Source organism: Saccharopolyspora taberi (assembly GCF_039534165.1).
In the GTDB taxonomy this organism is placed as follows: Bacteria; Actinomycetota; Actinomycetes; order Mycobacteriales; family Pseudonocardiaceae; genus Saccharopolyspora_D; species Saccharopolyspora_D taberi.
Window position 1 is genome coordinate 1 of sequence record NZ_BAAAUX010000008.1, and the last position, 17,166, is coordinate 17,166.

Consider the following 17,166-nt stretch of genomic DNA (forward strand, 5'->3'; position numbering starts at 1 on the left):
TTGGGCGACTGCGGCTTCGGGGGCACGACACCGCCGTCGGCGTCGGCGCCCGGCTTCGGCCCGGGCTTCGGTCCCGGCTTGGGACCGGGCTTGGGCGCACCCGGCTTCGGCGCCGGGCGCTCGGAGCGCTCGGAACGCGGCTGCGCGGGGGCGTCGGCCTTGGCGGCCGGAGCCTCCTCGAAGGGCTTGGTCTCGGGCGCGGGCGCCTTGGGGCCCGGCTTCGGTCCCGGCTTGGGGCCGGGCTTCGGGCGTTCGCCCGCGGGCGTCTCCGGGCGCGGGCCCGGTCGCGGACCGGGCTTGGCCGCCGGGGCCTCCGGGCGGGCGCCCTCGGGCGGGCGCACCGGCGGAGCCGGCTTCGCGCCGCCGGAACGGCCGGAGTCCTTCTTGCCGCCGGAGCGGGGGAACGCGTCGCGCAGCCTGCGGGCCACCGGGGCCTCCACGGTGGACGACGCAGACTTGACGTACTCGCCCTGTTCGGCGAGCTTGTTGAGAACTTCCTTGCTTGTCACGCCGAGCTCTTTGGCGAGCTCGTGTACGCGGGCCTTGCCTGCCACTGCTCTCCTCATCTGGTGAGGCCGGGCGGCAGTCCCGCTCGACCTCGTCCTATCGCCGATGCGCGTTCATGGCTTCAGCTTCACGGCTGATTCATGACGGGTCGACCTGCTTCCTTCAATGCCTGGCGCGGGAGGTTCCCGCGTCGGTCGCTGCATGAGCCACCGGGTGGCTCGGACCGGATCCGGATGTGTTCAACCGCTCCGGGCGGTCCAGATATTCCCGCACGGCCGAGAGGTCGAGTGGCCCCGGCACCCGGAGTGCCCGCGGGAACGCCCGACGCCGCTCGGCCAGACGCAGGCACTCGGGATCGGGGTGCAGCCACGCGCCCCGCCCCGATCGCCGACATCGGGGATCCGGAACGGCGGCGCGCTCCGCACGACCGTCCTCGGCCACCACTCTCAGCAGCTCGGTGGCCAACGCACGGGCCCGACAACCCACACACGTCCGAACCGGACCGCGAGCGATGTCGCGGTCAGCGGGATTTGTTGCGCGGATTGTCGCTCCCTCGCGTCGAGCCAACTGTGATTCTAACCCGACGCCCTCACTCGGCCGAACCCACGGTCGGCACGCCACCGACCGCCGGGTCCAGTCCGGCCGCCGACGCGGGCGGCTGCCCGGCCGAGGTGGTCGGCGAGCCCGGGTCGGCGTCGCTGCGGATGTCGATCCGCCAGCCGGTCAGCCGGGCGGCCAGCCGGGCGTTCTGCCCCTCCTTGCCGATGGCCAGCGAGAGCTGGAAGTCGGGGACGACGACCCGCGCGGTCTTGGCGCGCTCGTCGACGACCTCCACCGAGACCACCTTGGCGGGCGAGAGGGCGTTGCCGACGAAGGTCGCCGGGTCCTCGGAGAAGTCGATGATGTCGATCTTCTCGCCGCCCAGCTCGCTCATCACGTTGCGCACCCGCGCGCCCATCGGGCCGATGCAGGCGCCCTTGGCGTTGACGCCGCTGACCGTCGAGCGGACCGCGATCTTGGAGCGGTGCCCGGCCTCGCGGGCCACCGCAGGGATCTCGACGGTGCCGTCGGCGATCTCCGGGACCTCCAGCGCGAACAGCCGCCGGACCAGGTTCGGGTGCGTGCGCGACAGCGTGATCTGCGGGCCGCGGGCGCTGCGCGAGACGCCGACGACGTAGCACTTGATCCGGGTTCCGTGCTCGTAGCGCTCGCCCGGGACCTGCTCGGCGGCGGGGATCACGCCCTCGCTGTCGCCGACCTGCACGATGACCATGCCGCGGGAGTTGGCCTTGGCGTCGCGCTGGATGACGCCGCCGAGGATCTCGCCCTCCTTGGTGGAGAACTCGCCGAAGGTGCGCTCGTGCTCGGCGTCCCGCAGGCGCTGCAGGATGACCTGCCGCGCGGTGGTCGCCGCGATCCGGCCGAAGCCCTCAGGAGTGTCGTCCCACTCCTCTTCCACGGTGCCGTCGGAGGCCAGGGTGTGGGCGAGCACCCGCACGACACCGGTCTTGCGGTCCACCTCCACCCGGGCGTGCGGCTGGTGCCCCTCGGTGTGGCGGTAGGCGGTGAGCAGTGCTGACTCGATCGCCTCAAGGACCGTCTCGAACGGGATGTCCTTGTCGCGTTCGATCGCCCGCAGCGCCGCGATGTCGACGTTCACCTCGACTCCTCCGTGTCTTCCCGGCCGTCCCCGCTTCCGGGGGCGCCGTCCGCAGCCCGCTCCAGCCTGACCAGGTCCTCCGCCGGTGGCTGCTGGAATTCCACCTCGACCACTGCGCGCTCGATCTCGCGGTAGGCCAGCCTGCGGATCTCGCCGCCGACCAGCACGACCACGCCCTCATCATCGGCTTCGCCGACCCGGACCACCAAATCGGCGCCCTCGGTGGACCGCACCTTGACCAGCCGGTAGCGGGCCCGCCGCCAGTGCCGCGGCTTGGTCAGGGGGCGGTCGACGCCGGGCGAGGTCACCTCGAGCGTGTAAGAACCCGCGAGGACGTGTTCGTGGGCGTCGAGCACCTTGGACACCTCGCGGCTGACTGCGGAGATCTCGTCGAGCCCGACGCCGTCGTCGGCGTCCACGACGACCTTGACCAGGCGGCGGCGCCCGGCCTGTTGCACGTCGAGCTCTTCGAGGTCGAAGCCGGCGGCCGACACGGCCTCGGCTACGACGGGCTCCAGCTGCGCGGCGACCGCACCGCGCGGCGGGCTGGACACGTTGGCACTCCCTCAGGTTCTTCCGGGGTCTTCTCGGACCTACAGCGTGTGGGGGCGCCTGCGGCGCCGCGGTCCCGCGTCCCTTCCAGGGGATGCCCTTCCGAAGAGATGCCCCTCCGAAGAGATGCCCCTCCGGAGAGATGCCCCTCCGGAGAGTGCGCGGTACCCCACGACCAGTGCTGCACGTGCCGGCCGCGGTCGCCCAGCGTATCGCGTCCGGCTGCCGACCAGCGCGGCGTGGCCGGGCCAGACCGCGGCGGCGGGTGATCGCCTGGCAGGATAGGCCGACGTGGAATCCCCTTCGCGAACCCGGCACGCGTTCGGCCGCCGGGCAGCCCTGCGCCTGTTCGCGCTGGCCCCGGTGGCGGCGGCGCTGACGACCGCGTGCGCTCCGCGCGAAGCGGAACCCGACGTGCTGCTGGAGGTGGCCCGCGCGGCCAAGGCGGACGCGGCGCTCGCCGAGGCAGTCGGCCGTGCGCACGCCGGCCTGGCCGAAGCCGCGGGCGAGGTCGCGACCGTCCGCAAGGCGCACGCGCAGGCGTTGCAGCAGGAGATCGACCGGGTCAACCCGCCGGATCCGGAAGCCCCGCCCTCGGTGCCGGAAGCACCGCCCGCGCAAGCCCCGAGTTCATCCGATCAAGCGACGGAGCAGCTGAGGGCAGCCGCCCGCGCGGCCCAGCAGCAGGCCGCGGCCCTGGTGCCGTCGCTGCCGCCCTACCGCGCGGGCCTGGCCGGATCGGTCTCGGCCGGCTGCGCGTGCCTGCTGGAGGTGCTGTCGTGACGGAGCTGTCCGACGAAGCCGCGGAAGCGCTGCGAGCGGCGCTGGGCGCCGAACACGCCGCGATCTGGACCTACGGGCTGGCCGGTGCCTTCGCGGACAAGCCCAGGGTGCGCGAAGCCATCGAAGACGCGATGAACACCCACCGCGGCCACCGCGACGGCGCCGACCGGCTGATCCGCGCCGCGGGCCAGACCCCGCCAGCGGCCCAACCCGCCTACGACGCGGGCACGCTCACCGACGAGAAGTCGGCGGTGCAGCTGCTGATCAAGGTGGAGAACGACTGCCAGATCGGCTGGCGCTCGGTGCTGGAGAACACCGAGGACCCGGAACTGCGCCGCACCGCCCTGGACGGACTCACCACCTCGGCAACGCGCGCAACCCGCTGGCGGCTGACCATCGGCCAGCACCCGGCGGCCCCGGAGTTTCCCGGGAAGCCCTGAGCAGCGGATACGGCTTCGGCCACTCACGGCGCAACGTCACAACGCGAGCAAACGCACACGACGAAACCGGAACGAAGTCCCACCTACAAGGGCGGGGTTTGGTTCTCATCCCGTCGACCTGGCAAAGCCCGATCAGGCCGTGTCAAGGGGGCACAACCAAGCAAAACCGCAGCGGACCAACACAAACGGCCCCCTTGACGCGGTCTGATAGCCCTCCGTGGAGGTCGACGGGATGAGAACCACCCCAACCGAACCGCAGCGAACAACCCCCACTCATCCCGGAGACCTGCCGGGGGTCTGGGGCCGGCGAGGGCCCCAGAACTACGAGCCCTACCGGACTCCGAACCGGCAAAGCCGCTTCGGTCCCGGAGACCTGCCGGGGGCCGGGGTCGGCGAGAGCCCCGGAAACCACCCACACAAAAGAACCCGAACCGGCAATCCCGCCCACTGCTACTGCGGAGCCTGGTCCTGAGGCTTCCCGAGCTTGAGAGCGTCCTTGGTCACCTCGCGCAGCACGGGATCGTTCGCGCTGGTCGGCTTGTCGAAGTAAGCGGAGTCGCCGATGACGACCAGCCGCTCCTGCCTCTGGGACGCGTAGCCGTCGTCGTCGAGCGCCGGGTACCGCGGCTTGCCCTGGTGACCGTCGTCGACCAGGTCCTTGATGTTGCCGGTGTTGTTCTTCGTGGTCAGCTCGTTGAGCTCGGTCGCGCTCTGCACGTCCGGCATCAGCACCGTGACCACCGAGGTCAGCACGCGCTCGCCGCCGGGCAACGTCGTGGTGTAGAGCGCGCGGGTCAGGTGGTCGCACTCCTTGGCCGCGAAGAACTGCGCGATCTTGGCGTTGCTGACGTTCTTGCAGCCCTGGAACGCCTCTTCCTTCTTCACCGGCGTGAACTGGTACTTCGTGACCGGCCCTGGGTCCTGCGCCACCGGCTCGGGCGCGTCGGGGCGCAGCGCGGTCCACAGCAGCCCGGAGACCACGGCGATCGCGCAGAGCCCGAGGCCGCGCAGCACCCAGCCCATCGGCGTGACACCGCCGGACCGGGCGGGCTGCCGCGCGGGCGGCGGCGGTTGCGGCACCGCCTGCCTGGCGGTCGGGTTCGGCCCGGGCCGCGGCGGCTGCGAAGGCGGACCCGCGGACTGCGGAGCAGCAGGCTGCGAGGACGGCGGCTGCGCATGCGGTGGAGCAGCGGACGGCTGCTGCGGGGGCCTGGGCGGTCCGAACGCGGGGCGGGTCGCCTCTTCGAAGGCGGGCGCATCCGGTCGCACTCGCGAGTTGTCGCGCTTGAGCGGCGCGGTCTCGCGCTGAGTATTGGAGAGCGATCCCGTCATCTCATCGGGCGCACCATTCGGGTCCGGCACGGGCACCAACGGTAGCGGCTACTGATTTCGATCAGAACACGACGTGGGCCTCACCGCCGGAGCGCGGCGAGCACGATGTCGACGTCTTCCCCGGTGTTGTAGAGGTGGAACGCCAACCGGGCCCGGCCGGCGCGGGCCGCGCAGCGCACTCCGGCCCCGGTGAGCCTGGCCACGGCGTCCGGGATCTCGACCGACACGATGGCGCTCCCCGCGGGCGCCATCCCGAGCCCCTCCCGCAGCCGGTCGGCCAGCCCGGTGCAGTGCGCGGCGACCTCGGCGAGGTCCAGCCCGGCCAGCCAGCTCATCGACACGGCCGCACCCACCTGCGAGAACCAGGTCGGCGACAGGTCCAGCGCCCGCGCGTCCCCGGCCAGCCGCAGCGGGAGGCCGTAGGTGCTCGCCCACGGGTCCTCGGCCGCGTACCAGTTCGCGTTGCCCGGCCGCAGCGGCGCGTCCGCGCGCACCGCCATCCACGCGGCACCGCGCGGGGCGAGCAGCCACTTGTACCCCGCGGCAACCACCCAGTCGGCCCAGTCCAGCCGCAGCGGTGTCCAGCCCGCGGCCTGCGTCGCGTCGAGCAGCACCCTGGTCGACGCGGACCGGGCGGCGCGCAGGGCGTCGAGATCGACGAAACGGCCGTCGGCGGACTGCACCACGCTCACCGCGACCACGTCGAACTCGGCAGCGCGGGCGGGGATCTCGGCCAGGTCGACCTCGGTGACGGTCACCCCGCGGTCCTGGTGCGCGGCGAACGGGAACGAGACGCTCTTGAAGTCCCCCGCTGCCACCAGCACCCGCGCGCCGTCCGGCAGCGACCCCGCGACCAGCCCGATCAGCTGCGAGACCGACGCGCCGATCGCGACCCGCTCCGCGGGGAAGCCGACGAGACGGCCGTACGCCGCCCTGGCCGTGGCGATCGCGTCGTCGAAGTCGGTCGAGCGGTCCAGTCCCGCGGCCCACCGCGACACCGCTCGGCTCACGGCCTCGGCAGCTTCCACCGGCGGGACGCCGATGCTGGCCGTGTTCAGGTAACCGGCGGGGACATCGAACTCCGCTCCGAACGCCTCTCGCACCCCAGCATCGTTGCCGACGCGGAGAGCCGGTGTCGACCGCCGCCCGGTCGCCTACCGTGGGGGACATGCGCAGCGAGGAGATCGAGATCCGCACCGGCTCCATCGAGGTCGTCTACGACCTCGGCGCCGAGATCGACCGCTTCCTGGCCGACGCCGGCGCCGAGGACGGGCTGCTCAACGCGTGGGTGCCGCACGCGACCGCGGGACTGGCCGTCATCGAGACCGGCGCGGGCAGCGACGACGACCTGCTCGCGGCCCTGCGCGACCTGCTGCCCGCCGACGGCCGGTGGCGGCACAAGCACGGCTCCCCCGGCCACGGGCGGGACCACGTGCTGCCCGCGCTGGTCCCGCCCTACGCGTCGATCCCGGTGCTGGGCGGTGAGCTCGCGCTGGGCACCTGGCAGTCGGTGTGCCTGGTGGACACCAACGTGGACAACCCCGTCCGCCGGGTGCGGCTGAGCTTCCTGCCCGGCTGATCAGCCGACCGCCGCGCGGTGCGCTTCGGGCTCGGCGGCCGGTTCGGGCCCGCGCCGGAGTTCGGGCAGCACCGTGAGAACGCCGATCGCGGCCAGGGCGGCGCCGAGCCACAGCGGTGCCCGCAACCCGGCGAGCTCGATGCCGATGCCGCCGCCGAGGGAGCCGATGGTCACGCCGATCGTGATGAACGACGTGTGCACGGTGCCGACCAGCGGCCCGGTGTTCCCGGCGCGCTGGACCCGGGTGATCATCGCCGGGTTCATGGTCACGCCGACCAGACCGACGCCGAGCATCAGCGCCACCGCCGCGACGCTCAGGTGCGCCAGCAGCGCGAAGCCGACCAGGAACAGCGCGTTGAGCACCAGACCTGCCAGCAGCACCGCGGAGGTGTGCCGGTCGGCGAGGCGTCCGACGACGTTGTTGCCGACCACGGTCGCCGCGCCGTAGGCGATCAGCAGCAGCGGAACGGTTCCGGCGCCGAACCCGGTGATCTCGGTGAGGATCGGGGTGAAGTAGCTGAACGCCGCGAAGGTCGCGCCGATGACCAGCATGCTGCTCGACAGCGCCAGCCAGAGCCGCGGCTTGCGGAAGGCGTCCGCCTGGCCCCGGAAACCGCCGCCGTCGGCCGGGCGGTCCAGCCTCGGCACCCCGGCGGTCGTGCACGCCGCCGCGAGGGCGGCCAGCGCGGTGATCGCCCAGAACGCCGCGCGCCACCCGAACCGCTCACCGACCAATGTGGACAGCGGCAGGCCGAGCAGGGTGCCGAGCATAAGCCCGCTGGTGGCCACCGCGATGGCCCGGCCGCGCACCTCGGGCGCGGCCAGCTGCGCGCACACCGACAGCCCGATGCCGAAGAACGCCTGCGCGGCGGCACCGGTGACCACCCGCGCCACCACCATCACCGCGTAGCCGGGCGCGGCGGCGGCCAGCGCGTTGCCCGCCAGGAAGATCCCGAAGATCAGCAGCAGCGCCCGCTTCGGGGGCATCCGCATCAGCGCGATCGTCAGCACCGGGCCGCCGAGGGCCATCGCCACCGCGTAAGCGGTGATCAGGTACCCGATCTGCGGGATGGTCGCCGCCAGCCCCTGGGCCATCTGCGGCATCAGCCCGGCGACGGCGAACTCGCTGGTCACCATCGCGAAGATGCCCATCGCCAGCACGTGCACCGCGAGCGGCACGGTCGGTTTCATCAGCTCTCCATGTTCTTTACTGATCTGTACAAAATCAGGGCGCGCGAAGACCCCGGCGGTCACCGGAAGGGATTCAGAGGACGGCCAGCGCGCCTTCCACCACGTCGAGCAGGGACTCCCGGTCGCGGACCTTCCCCAGCACGCGCAGGCCGTAGTAGGTGCTCTGGAGCGAGCGGGCGAGCTGGACCGGCGGCCGGTCCGACCCGAGCTCACCCGTGCGCTGGCCGAGCGCGATCAGGTCGCGGAACAGGCCCTCGGTGCGCTCGAACTCGCGGCGGGCGAAGTCGGCCACCGCGTCGGTGCGGCCCGCCGCGTCCACGGCGCAGTTGATGGCCATGCAGCCCCGGCGGCCCGGGTCGTCGAGATCGAGGTCGATCACCCAGATCATCAGCCCCCGGAAGCGGTCCTTCACCGGCCCCGGCCTGCCGAGGATGTCCAGCACCGGCTGGAACTCGACGTCGGCGTAGTGGCGCAGCGCGGCCTCGTAGAGCTGCTGCTTGCCGCCGAAGGCGTTGTAGAGGCTGCCCCGGCCGAGGCCGGTGGCCTCGCAGAGGTCCTGGGTGCTGGTCGCCTCGTAGCCCTTCGCCCAGAACGTCCGCATCGCGGCGGCGAGGACCTCGCCGTGGTCGAACTCGCGGGGCCTGCCCATGATCCGCAGCTTAGGCAGTTCTGTACAGATCAGTCAACAATGCCGCGGCCAGCGCGATCAGCAGCACCGCCGCGACGGCCACGCCGAATCCGCCGTAGACCGCGCGGACTTCGGCGCGGCTCCCCCACCGGCTCGTGGCGGGCCACCCGCACCGCAACGCAAAACGAGGCCAACAACCCAAAAGCTCAGCCCCGGACGAGCTGGACGAGGTGCTCGACGGCCCCGTCGGCGGGAACCTCGACCCGGTCGCCGCTGCGGCGGTCCTTGACCTCCACGACGCCCTTGGCCAGGCCCTTGCCGACGACCAGGATCGTCGGCACGCCGACCAGCTCGGCGTCGGCGAACTTCACGCCCGGCGACGACGTGCGGTCGTCCAGCAGCACCCGCACCCCGGCCGCGTCCAGCCCGGCGGCGATGCGCTCGGCGCCCTCGCGGACGCTGTCGTCCTTGCCCGCGATGACCACGTGCACGTCGGCGGGCGCGACCTCGCGCGGCCACACCAGGCCGAGGTCGTCGTGGCTCTGCTCGGCGATGACCGCCACCAGCCGGGAGACGCCGATGCCGTAGGAGCCCATGGTGATCCGCTTGGGCTTGCCGTCCTGGCCGAGCGCGTCCAGCCCGAAGGCGTCCGCGTACTTGCGGCCCAGCTGGAAGATGTGGCCGATCTCGATGCCGCGCGCGGCGACCAGGGTGCCCTGGCCGTCCGGCGACGGGTCGCCCTCGCGGACCTCGGCGGCCTCGATCACGCCGTCCGGGGTGAAGTCCCGGCCGCAGACCAGGTCCACCACGTGGTGGTCGCTCTTGTCCGCGCCGGTGACCCAGGCCGTGCCGGTGACCACGCGCGGGTCGACCAGGTAGCGGACCCCGTTGTCCTGCAGCGACTTCGGGCCGATGTAGCCCTTGACCAGGAACGGGTTCGCGGTGAAGTCGGACTCCTCCAGCAGCGCCACCTCGGCCGGCTCCAGCGCGGCCTCCAGCCGCTTGAAGTCCACCTCGCGGTCGCCGGGCACCGCGATCGCCAGCAGCTCCCACTCCTTCGCGCCCGGCTGACGGGTCTTGACCAGCACGTTCTTGAGCGTGTCGGCGGCGGTGAACTTGCGGTCGCCGTGCGCGTTGAGGAAGTCGACCAGGGTCTCGATGGTCGGGGTGTCGGGCGTGTGGTGGACCTGCGCGGCCGGCTTGTCCTCGACGGACTCCGCCGGGGGCACCGGGGTCACCACGGCCTCGACGTTGGCCGCGTAGCCGGAGGCGGTGCTGCGGACGAAGGTGTCCTCGCCGGTCTCGGCCTCGGCCAGGAACTCCTCGGAGGCCGAACCGCCCATCGCGCCCGAGGTCGCCGCGACGATGACGTAGCGCAGGCCCATCCGGTCGAAGATCCGGATGTAGGCGTCCCGGTGCCGCTGGTAGGAGTCGGCCAGGCCCTCGTCGTCGAGGTCGAAGGAGTACGAGTCCTTCATGACGAACTCGCGGCCGCGCAGGATGCCCGCGCGGGGGCGCTCCTCGTCCCGGTACTTGGTCTGGATCTGGTAGAGCGTGACCGGGTAGTCCTTGTAGGAGTTGTACTCACCCTTGACGGTGAGCGTGAACAGCTCCTCATGGGTCGGGCCGAGCAGGTAGTCGCCGCCCTTGCGGTCCTTGAGCCGGAACAGGTTCGGGCCGTACTCGGTCCAGCGGTTGGTGGCCTCGTAGGGCTCCTTCGGCAGCAGCGCGGGGAAGTGGATCTCCTGCGCGCCGATGGCGGCCATCTCCTCGCGCACGATCCGCTCGATGTTGCGCAGCACCTCCAGGCCCAGCGGCAGCCAGGAGTAGATGCCCGGGGCGACCCGCCGCACGTAACCGGCGCGGACCAGCAGCCTGTGGCTCGGCACCTCGGCGTCGGCCGGATCCTCGCGCAGGGTACGCAGGAACAACGTCGACATCCTCGTGATCACGGCTGCTCGCTCCTCGAAAAAGGCCCGGACTGGTGTGCCAAGCAGCGTAGCGAGCACCCCCGGGGGCATCACCAGCGGATTGTTCGTGGCGCCGAGGTGCGCCGATCGGCGCATTGCCGAACCACCTGTGAACGGTGTGAACTCGGATGCGGGGAAAAATTCACGGGAGGTCGCCGATGACCACCGCCGCAGCAGACCGGCGCGCCGAGCTCGTCCTCGGCCTGCGGCTCGCCGTCCAGCACGCCGTCACCTGGACCACCGCCAGGCTCGGCGATCCCGCCGCCCGCCTGATGCACTCCCCGTGGCGGGACGACCCGTATGCGATCTACCGGACGCTTCGCGCCCAAGGACCGCTGGCGCGCAGCAAGCTCGGTCTGTGGGCCGCCACCACGCACGAGGTGTGCGACGCGATCCTCCGCGACCGCCGGTTCGGCGTCCGCACCAGCGACGGCTCCTACGGCGATCCGTCGGCAGCCGCGGCCGAAGTGCCGCTGTCGCTGCTCGAACTCGACCCGCCCGACCACACGCGGCTGCGCAAGCTCGCCGCGCCCGCGTTCCGCCCGCGCAAGCTGGAGGGCTACCGGCAGCGGGTCGAGGAGGCCGCGCACGAGCTGCTGGACCGGGCGCTGGCCCGCGGCGAGTTCGACCTCGTCCGCGACTTCGCCACCCCGTTGCCGATCAGGGTGATCTGCGAGCTGATCGGGCTGTCCGGGGTCGACGCAGGCCACCTGGCCGAGCACGGCCGGGTGCTGGCCGGGGCGCTGGACGGCATCCGCTCGCCGCGGCAACTGCGCGCGATGCGGCGCTCCTCGCGGGCGCTGGGCGAGCTGTTCGGCGACCTGATCGAGCAGCGCACCCGCGAGCCCGGCGAGGACGTGGTCACCGATCTGGTCACCGCGTTCGAGGACGATCGGCTCGACGGTGCCGAGCTGGTGGACCTGTGCAACGTGCTGCTGGTCGCCGGGTTCGAGACGACGGTGAACCTGATCGGCAACGGCGCCCTGGCGCTGCTGGAGCACCCGGACCAGTGGCGGCGGCTGCGCGCCGATCCGGACCTTGCCGGTGCGGTCGTGGAGGAGACGCTGCGCTGGAACCCGCCGGTGCAGATGACGATGCGGATCGCGCACGAGCCGGTGGAGATCGCGGGCCGGAGGCTGTCCCGGGACGCGCCGGTGCTGGTGATGCTGGCCGCGGCGGGCCGCGATCCCGGGCGGCACCCGGATCCGGACCGCTTCGACATCACCCGCGAGGACCGCGCCGACCACCTGGCCTTCTCCGGCGGCATCCACTACTGCCTGGGCGCGCCGCTGGCGCGGATGGAGTCCGAGATCGCGTTCCGCGCGCTGGCAACCCGAGCACCCGAGCTGCGCCGGGCGGGTGCGCTGGTGCGCAGGCCGACGTCGATCATCCACGGCCTGTCCGCGCTGCCGGTCGCCGCGACCCGCGCCGCGGCCCGGCGGTGACCCGGGCGGCTACCCTGTCGGGCTGTGCTCGTCCTGCTCCCTCCCTCCGAGACCAAGGCCGTCGGCGGCGACGGCGGACCGCTCGACCTGTCCGCGCTGTCGCACCCGGAGCTCAACCCCACCAGGGGGAAGCTGATCGAGGCGCTGACCTCGCTCGCCGGCGACGTGCCCGCCAGCCTGGCCGCGCTGGGCCTGTCGGAGCGGCAGGTCGACGAGGTGCGGCGCAACGCCGAGCTCCGGGACGCGCCGACCGCGCCCGCGCTGGAGCGCTACACCGGAGTTCTCTACGACGCGCTCGACGTCGGCTCGCTGTCGCCCGCTGAGCGCAAGCAGGCCGACACCCGGCTCGCGGTGGCCTCCGCGCTGTTCGGCCTCGCTCTGGGGACCGACTCCATCCCCGCCTACCGGCTGTCCGGCGGCAGCACGCTGCCCGGCCTCGGGACGCTGCGGGCGCTTTGGCGGCCGGTGCTGGAGCCGCTGTTCGCCGACTCCTCCCAGCTGGTCGTGGACCTGCGGTCCGGCGCTTACGCCGCGCTCGCGCGGATTCCGCACGCCGTCGCGGTCCGGGTGCTGTCCGAGGACGCCTCCGGGAAGCGGAAGGTGGTCAGCCACCACAACAAGGCGCACAAGGGGCGGCTGGCCCGCGCTCTGGCTCGGACTTCGGCGGAGCCGGAGTCTGTGGAGGACGTCGTCGAGGTGGCCGAGGCCGCCGGGATGCGCGTCGAGCGCGAGGGGGCTCGCGGGATTTGCGTCGTCGTGGCGGGTTGATCGCCTGACCCGGATCAGCGCGGGTCGATGCCCTCGATCAGCAGCGTGAGCAGGCGCTCCGCGCTGTCCCCTTCCTGGTGCTCCGCTGCCCAGGAGACCGACGCGGCGAGCAGCAGCAGTTCGTCGGGCCGCAGATCCGCCCGCACTTCCCCCGCCTCCTGCGCGCGTGCCAGCAGGCGCGCTCCTGCTTCGCGCATCGCGTGGCAGGAGGCGTGGAGCGCGGACTCCTCGTTCGCGAGCGTCGCCATGACCGAGTCGGGCAGGCCCCGGTAGCGGCTGGACGAGCGGGCGAAGTCGCGCAGCCAGTCGATCAGGGCCGCTCTCGGCGAGTCCGCCCCGGCCAGCTCGGCTTCGCGCTCGCACAGCGTGCTGAAGCGGTCGTGCAGCAGGGCTTCCAGCAGCGCGTCCCGGGTCGGGAAGTGCCGGTAGAGGGTGCCGATGCCGACTCCCGCGCTGCGCGCGATCTCCTCCAGCGGGGCGCCGGTTCCCCGTTCCCTGAACGCGGCTTCCGCCTCGGCCAGCAGGCGGTCGTAGTTGCGCCGGGCGTCGGCGCGCATCGCGGACATGCTCGAACTCCTCGTTGCAAACCGGAGGCACCCTCCGTATGTTTAACCGGAGGAACCCTCACCTTAGCTCGGAGCGTGCACCATGCCCGGACAGCAGTCGCCAGGCCGGCTCGGCATCTGGACCTTCGCCTTCGACCCGCAGCCCGCCGCGCGGGTCCGCGAGGCCGCCGCCGAACTGGAGGACCTCGGCTACGGCGCCCTCTGGTTCGGCGAGGCGTTCGGCCGCGACGCCGTGTCGCAGGCCGCGCTGCTGCTCGGGGCCACCGAACGCGTGGTCGTGGCGACGGGAATCGCCAACATCTACTTCCGCGACCCGATCACCACCGCCGCCGCCGAGCGCTCGCTCGGCGAGCAGCACCCTGGCCGATTCGTGCTCGGGCTCGGCGGCCACCGCGTGCCCGCTTCACCGAACCAGCTGGCCGGATACCGGATCCCGAGCTCTCCCCGGCCGCTGGCCGACATGCGCGACCACCTCGACGCACTGGACCGGGTGCCGCTGAGCGCGGCGGCACCGTCGCTCCCGCCCCGCCGCGTGGTGGCCGCGCTGGGGCCGAAGATGCTCGATCTCTCCGCCGAACGAACCTGGGGCGCGCACACCTACCTCGTCCCAGTCGCGCACACCGCCATGGCCCGCGAACGCTTGGGGCGCAACGCTTTCCTCGCCGTGGAGCAGCACGTCGTCCTGGACTCCGACGCCGGGCGCGCCCGGGAGCTCGCCCGCGAGAACGTCGCCGGATACCTGGGCGCACCGCACCAGGTCAACAACCTGCGCAGGCTCGGCTTCGACGACGCCGACTTCGCCGACGGCGGCAGCGACCGGCTGGTCGACGCCATCGCCGCGGCGGGCGACGTCGACGTCATCGCCCGGCGGGTGCGGGAGCACCTCGACGCCGGAGCCGACCACGTCTGCGTCCAGGTGCTGACCCCGCGGGGCGAGCTCCCGCTGCCGCAGTGGCGCGAGCTGGCGGCGATCCTGCGGTGAGGCAGGGAAAAACCAGTTGCCCCCGGCCACGGCGGTCCGGTTCACTGCGATCACCACTGCGGAAGGAAGGAGGCGACATGTTGGCCGTTGTCCCGCACCCGCGCACGCCCGCGCGCAGACGCCTCCCGATTTGTCCACCTTCCGCCCGATCGCGCTGAACCTCGGTGCTCCGGCGGAAGATTCCGCACTGTGAGGAGCATCCCGAAGTGCCTTCGTACGACGAGTACGACGACGAACCGATCCGCACCACCCGCACTCCCAAGAAGCGCAAGCAGCAGCCCCGCAAACGGCGCGGGTTCGACGACGAGCCCGTCCGCCGGGGACGGCTGACCAAGGAAGAGCGCGACCACCTCGAAGCGCTGCGGGACGAACCCGAACCGCAGCCGCTCCCTGGCGGCGGCGACCGGTGGTCCACATGGGACACCGGCGAGCGCGGCCCGCTGCCGCACCCGGACTGGGTCGTCACCGAACTCGCCGCGGTCGACCACGAGCTCGGCGTCCTCAAGACCGGCAAGGAGGCCGACGTCCACCTGCTGCGCCGCAGCGTGCCCGACGGTGGGAAGTCCTGCCTGCTCGCGGCGAAGCGCTACCGCGACAGCGATCACCGGATGTTCCACCGCGACGCCGGTTACCTGGAGGGGCGGCGGATGCGCCGGTCCCGGGAGAACCGGGCGATGGAGCGCCGGAGTTCCTTCGGGCGCGGGATGATCGCCCAGCAGTGGGCGGTCGCCGAGTTCCGCGTGCTGTCCGCGCTGTGGCACGCGGGCGCCCCGGTCCCGTACCCGGTGCAGCGGATCGGCACCGAGGTCCTGCTGGAGTTCGTCGGCTCCCCCGACGGCACCGCCGCGCCGCGGCTGGCCGCCCTGCGCCCCGGTCCGGACGAGCTCGCCGGTCTCTGGCGCCAACTGGTCGACGCGCTGGTCGCGCTGGCCGAGCAGGGCTACACCCACGGCGACCTGTCCGCCTACAACGTCCTCGTCCACGAGGGCGCGCTGATGCTGATCGACCTGCCGCAGGCGGTCGACCTCGCGGCCAACCCGGTCGGCGAGAGCTACCTGCGGCGTGACGTCGACAACATCGCGGGCTGGTTCCGCTCCCGCGGCCTGGGCCCCGAGCTGGCCGATCCGGACGCGCTGCACCGGACGCTGGCGCGCGCCGCCCGCCCGGCGTGAGGCGGCCCGGCCGGTGCGTCGCCCGATCGGATAGACTTTCGCGAGCACCGGCCGGGTCCATTCCGGACTCCTCCCCGAGATCACCGCCGGCGCACCCGAAACCGACCAACGGCGCCGCTGTCGCGCCGGGCCCGTCCTTGCGATCGCACGCGGTCACCGCGTTGGCCTCCCCGAGACGTGCCGCATCTCCGGAGGTTCTTTCGTGCCATCCAGTCCGTCTTCGTCGCCTGCGCGCGCCAACAACCGAAGGCCCCGGCGCCGCAGGCCGCAGCCGAGCAAACCCGCCGCCGCACCCGCGATGAGCCTGTTCGACCAGGTCGGGGTGACCGCGGTCGACCCGGCTCCGTTCGACTCGCTCGGCCTGCCCGCGCGGCTGGTCCGGGCGCTGGCCGACGGCGGCATGACCGAGGCGTTCCCGATCCAGGCCGCCACCATCCCGGACGCGCTTACCGGCCGCGACGTGCTGGGCCGCGGCCAGACCGGCTCCGGCAAGACGCTCGCCTTCGGCCTGCCGCTGCTGGCCATGCAGGACTCCAGCGCCCGGCCGCTGCACCCGCGCGGCCTGATCCTGGTGCCCACGCGCGAGCTGGCCACCCAGGTCACCACCGCGCTCAAGCCGCTGGCCAAGGCGCTTGGCCTGTTCGTCCGCGAGGTCGTCGGCGGCATGTCGTTCACCCGCCAGGCCGACACGCTGCGCCGCGGCGTCGACGTGCTGGTGGCCACCCCCGGCAGGCTCGCCGACCACGTCCGGCAGGGCACCTGCGTGCTCTCCGAGGTCGAGCGCACCGCGCTGGACGAGGCCGACCAGATGGCCGACATGGGCTTCCTGCCGCAGGTCCGGGAGCTGCTGGACCTGGTGCCCGCGGACGGCCAGCGGCTGCTGTTCTCCGCGACGCTCGACGGCGACGTCGACAAGCTCGTGCACGAGTACATGACCGACCCGGTGGTGCACTCCCTGGCGCCCCCGGCGGCCAGCGTCGACAGCATGGACCACCACCAGTTCCTGGTCGCGGCCGAGGAGAAGCAGGAGGTCCTCACCCGCATCGCCGCGCGCGAGGGCCGCACGATCATGTTCGCCCGCACCAAGCACCACGCCGACCGGCTGACCCGCAAGCTGCGCGCGGTCGGCGTCCGCGCGGGCGCGCTGCACGGCGGCAAGGCGCAGAACGCGCGCACCCGCATCCTGGAGGAGTTCCGCTCCGGCGAGACCTCGACGCTGGTCGCCACCAACGTGGCCGCGCGCGGCATCCACGTCGACGACGTCAGCCTGGTCGTCCACGTCGAACCGCCTGCCGACCCCAAGGACTACCTGCACCGGGCGGGCCGCACCGCCCGCGCGGGCGCGACGGGCACTGTCGTCACCATCGTCACCGACGACCAGAAGCGCGCTTTCCGCGCCATGGCGTCGAAAGCCGGTGTCCAGGCGACCACCACGAAGATCGGCCCGGACGACGCGGAGCTGGCCCGGCTGACCGGGGCGCGCACGCCCAGCGGGGTCGCGGTCACCGAGCCGAAGCGGCGCGAGGCGCCGCGCGGGCGCGGCCGGTCCGGCGAAGCCGGCGGGCGGGGGCGCTCCGGCGAAGCCGGCGGG

The 17,166-nt window shown here is 72.8% G+C and carries 17 protein-coding genes and 1 pseudogene; 8 read left to right on the forward strand and 10 right to left on the reverse strand.

Annotation, left to right across the window (positions count from 1 at the left end; translation table 11 throughout):
* The 4 genes and pseudogenes from ABD691_RS07955 to rimP all read right to left on the reverse strand — a co-directional run.
* Positions 1–509: pseudogene (locus ABD691_RS07955) on the reverse strand (translation initiation factor IF-2); the annotation flags it as partial.
* 160 nt (positions 510–669) lie between these two features.
* On the reverse strand, positions 670–1,128 hold the full coding sequence (locus ABD691_RS07960; protein WP_344678823.1) for a YlxR family protein: 459 nt from the start codon (positions 1,126–1,128) through the stop codon (positions 670–672).
* Positions 1,097–2,167: a transcription termination factor NusA gene (gene nusA, locus ABD691_RS07965; protein ID WP_344678824.1), complete on the reverse strand. Its 1,071-nt coding sequence runs from the start codon at positions 2,165–2,167 to the stop codon at positions 1,097–1,099. Before nusA ends, ABD691_RS07960 begins: the two co-directional genes overlap by 32 nt.
* Positions 2,164–2,721 carry a ribosome maturation factor RimP gene (rimP, locus tag ABD691_RS07970; RefSeq protein ID WP_344678825.1) on the reverse strand — a complete coding sequence of 186 codons (558 nt, stop codon included), beginning with the start codon at positions 2,719–2,721 and terminating at the stop codon, positions 2,164–2,166. The genes nusA and rimP overlap by 4 nt, the downstream gene beginning before the upstream one ends.
* 289 nt (positions 2,722–3,010) lie before the next feature.
* Here rimP and ABD691_RS07975 point away from each other — a divergent pair, with 289 nt between their 5' ends.
* Both ABD691_RS07975 and ABD691_RS07980 read left to right on the forward strand, forming a co-directional pair.
* Complete coding sequence (locus ABD691_RS07975; protein ID WP_344678826.1) at positions 3,011–3,502, forward strand: hypothetical protein; 492 nt, start codon at positions 3,011–3,013, stop codon at positions 3,500–3,502.
* The gene (locus ABD691_RS07980) at positions 3,499–3,942 is read left to right on the forward strand and encodes a ferritin-like domain-containing protein (protein WP_344678827.1); all 444 of its coding nucleotides are present in this window, start codon (positions 3,499–3,501) and stop codon (positions 3,940–3,942) included. Before ABD691_RS07975 ends, ABD691_RS07980 begins: the two co-directional genes overlap by 4 nt.
* A 450-nt stretch (positions 3,943–4,392) precedes the next feature.
* On the opposite strand, the gene ABD691_RS07985 is transcribed toward ABD691_RS07980, so the two are convergent.
* Both ABD691_RS07985 and ABD691_RS07990 read right to left on the reverse strand, forming a co-directional pair.
* Positions 4,393–5,274: a hypothetical protein gene (locus tag ABD691_RS07985; RefSeq protein WP_344678828.1), complete on the reverse strand. Its 882-nt coding sequence runs from the start codon at positions 5,272–5,274 to the stop codon at positions 4,393–4,395.
* A gap of 80 nt (positions 5,275–5,354) precedes the next feature.
* Complete coding sequence (locus ABD691_RS07990; protein ID WP_344678829.1) at positions 5,355–6,377, reverse strand: aminotransferase class V-fold PLP-dependent enzyme; 1,023 nt, start codon at positions 6,375–6,377, stop codon at positions 5,355–5,357.
* Between the two features lie 65 nt (positions 6,378–6,442).
* On the opposite strand from ABD691_RS07990, the gene ABD691_RS07995 reads away from it, so the two are divergent.
* Positions 6,443–6,853: a YjbQ family protein gene (locus ABD691_RS07995; RefSeq protein WP_344678830.1), complete on the forward strand. Its 411-nt coding sequence runs from the start codon at positions 6,443–6,445 to the stop codon at positions 6,851–6,853.
* Here the strand turns inward: ABD691_RS07995 and ABD691_RS08000 are convergent, their stop codons facing one another.
* The 3 genes from ABD691_RS08000 to ABD691_RS08010 form a co-directional block, all read right to left on the reverse strand.
* A complete protein-coding gene (locus ABD691_RS08000) occupies positions 6,854–8,044 on the reverse strand; it encodes an MFS transporter (RefSeq protein WP_344678831.1) in 1,191 nt (396 codons plus the stop codon). It lies immediately after the preceding gene.
* A 73-nt stretch (positions 8,045–8,117) separates the two neighbouring features.
* Complete coding sequence (locus tag ABD691_RS08005) at positions 8,118–8,693, reverse strand: TetR/AcrR family transcriptional regulator (RefSeq protein WP_344678832.1); 576 nt, start codon at positions 8,691–8,693, stop codon at positions 8,118–8,120.
* Positions 8,694–8,878: 185 nt separating this feature from the next.
* Positions 8,879–10,624: a proline--tRNA ligase gene (locus tag ABD691_RS08010; RefSeq protein WP_344678833.1), complete on the reverse strand. Its 1,746-nt coding sequence runs from the start codon at positions 10,622–10,624 to the stop codon at positions 8,879–8,881.
* A gap of 176 nt (positions 10,625–10,800) precedes the next feature.
* On the opposite strand from ABD691_RS08010, the gene ABD691_RS08015 reads away from it, so the two are divergent.
* Positions 10,801–12,087: a cytochrome P450 gene (locus ABD691_RS08015; RefSeq protein ID WP_344678834.1), complete on the forward strand. Its 1,287-nt coding sequence runs from the start codon at positions 10,801–10,803 to the stop codon at positions 12,085–12,087.
* A gap of 24 nt (positions 12,088–12,111) precedes the next feature.
* The gene (gene yaaA, locus ABD691_RS08020) at positions 12,112–12,855 is read left to right on the forward strand and encodes a peroxide stress protein YaaA (protein WP_344678835.1); all 744 of its coding nucleotides are present in this window, start codon (positions 12,112–12,114) and stop codon (positions 12,853–12,855) included.
* A gap of 14 nt (positions 12,856–12,869) precedes the next feature.
* Here the strand turns inward: yaaA and ABD691_RS08025 are convergent, their stop codons facing one another.
* Positions 12,870–13,421 (reverse strand): TetR/AcrR family transcriptional regulator, encoded by a 552-nt coding sequence (locus ABD691_RS08025; RefSeq protein WP_344678837.1) that lies wholly within the window; start codon positions 13,419–13,421, stop codon positions 12,870–12,872.
* 82 nt (positions 13,422–13,503) lie between these two features.
* On the opposite strand from ABD691_RS08025, the gene ABD691_RS08030 reads away from it, so the two are divergent.
* The 3 genes from ABD691_RS08030 to ABD691_RS08040 form a co-directional block, all read left to right on the forward strand.
* On the forward strand, positions 13,504–14,403 hold the full coding sequence (locus ABD691_RS08030; RefSeq protein WP_344678839.1) for a TIGR03620 family F420-dependent LLM class oxidoreductase: 900 nt from the start codon (positions 13,504–13,506) through the stop codon (positions 14,401–14,403).
* Positions 14,404–14,609: 206 nt separating this feature from the next.
* Positions 14,610–15,575, forward strand: a complete 966-nt coding sequence (locus ABD691_RS08035; RefSeq protein WP_344678840.1) for a serine protein kinase RIO — start codon at positions 14,610–14,612, stop codon at positions 15,573–15,575.
* 298 nt (positions 15,576–15,873) lie between these two features.
* A partial coding sequence (locus ABD691_RS08040; RefSeq protein ID WP_344678842.1) for a DEAD/DEAH box helicase occupies positions 15,874–17,166 on the forward strand: 1,293 nt, incomplete at its 3' end.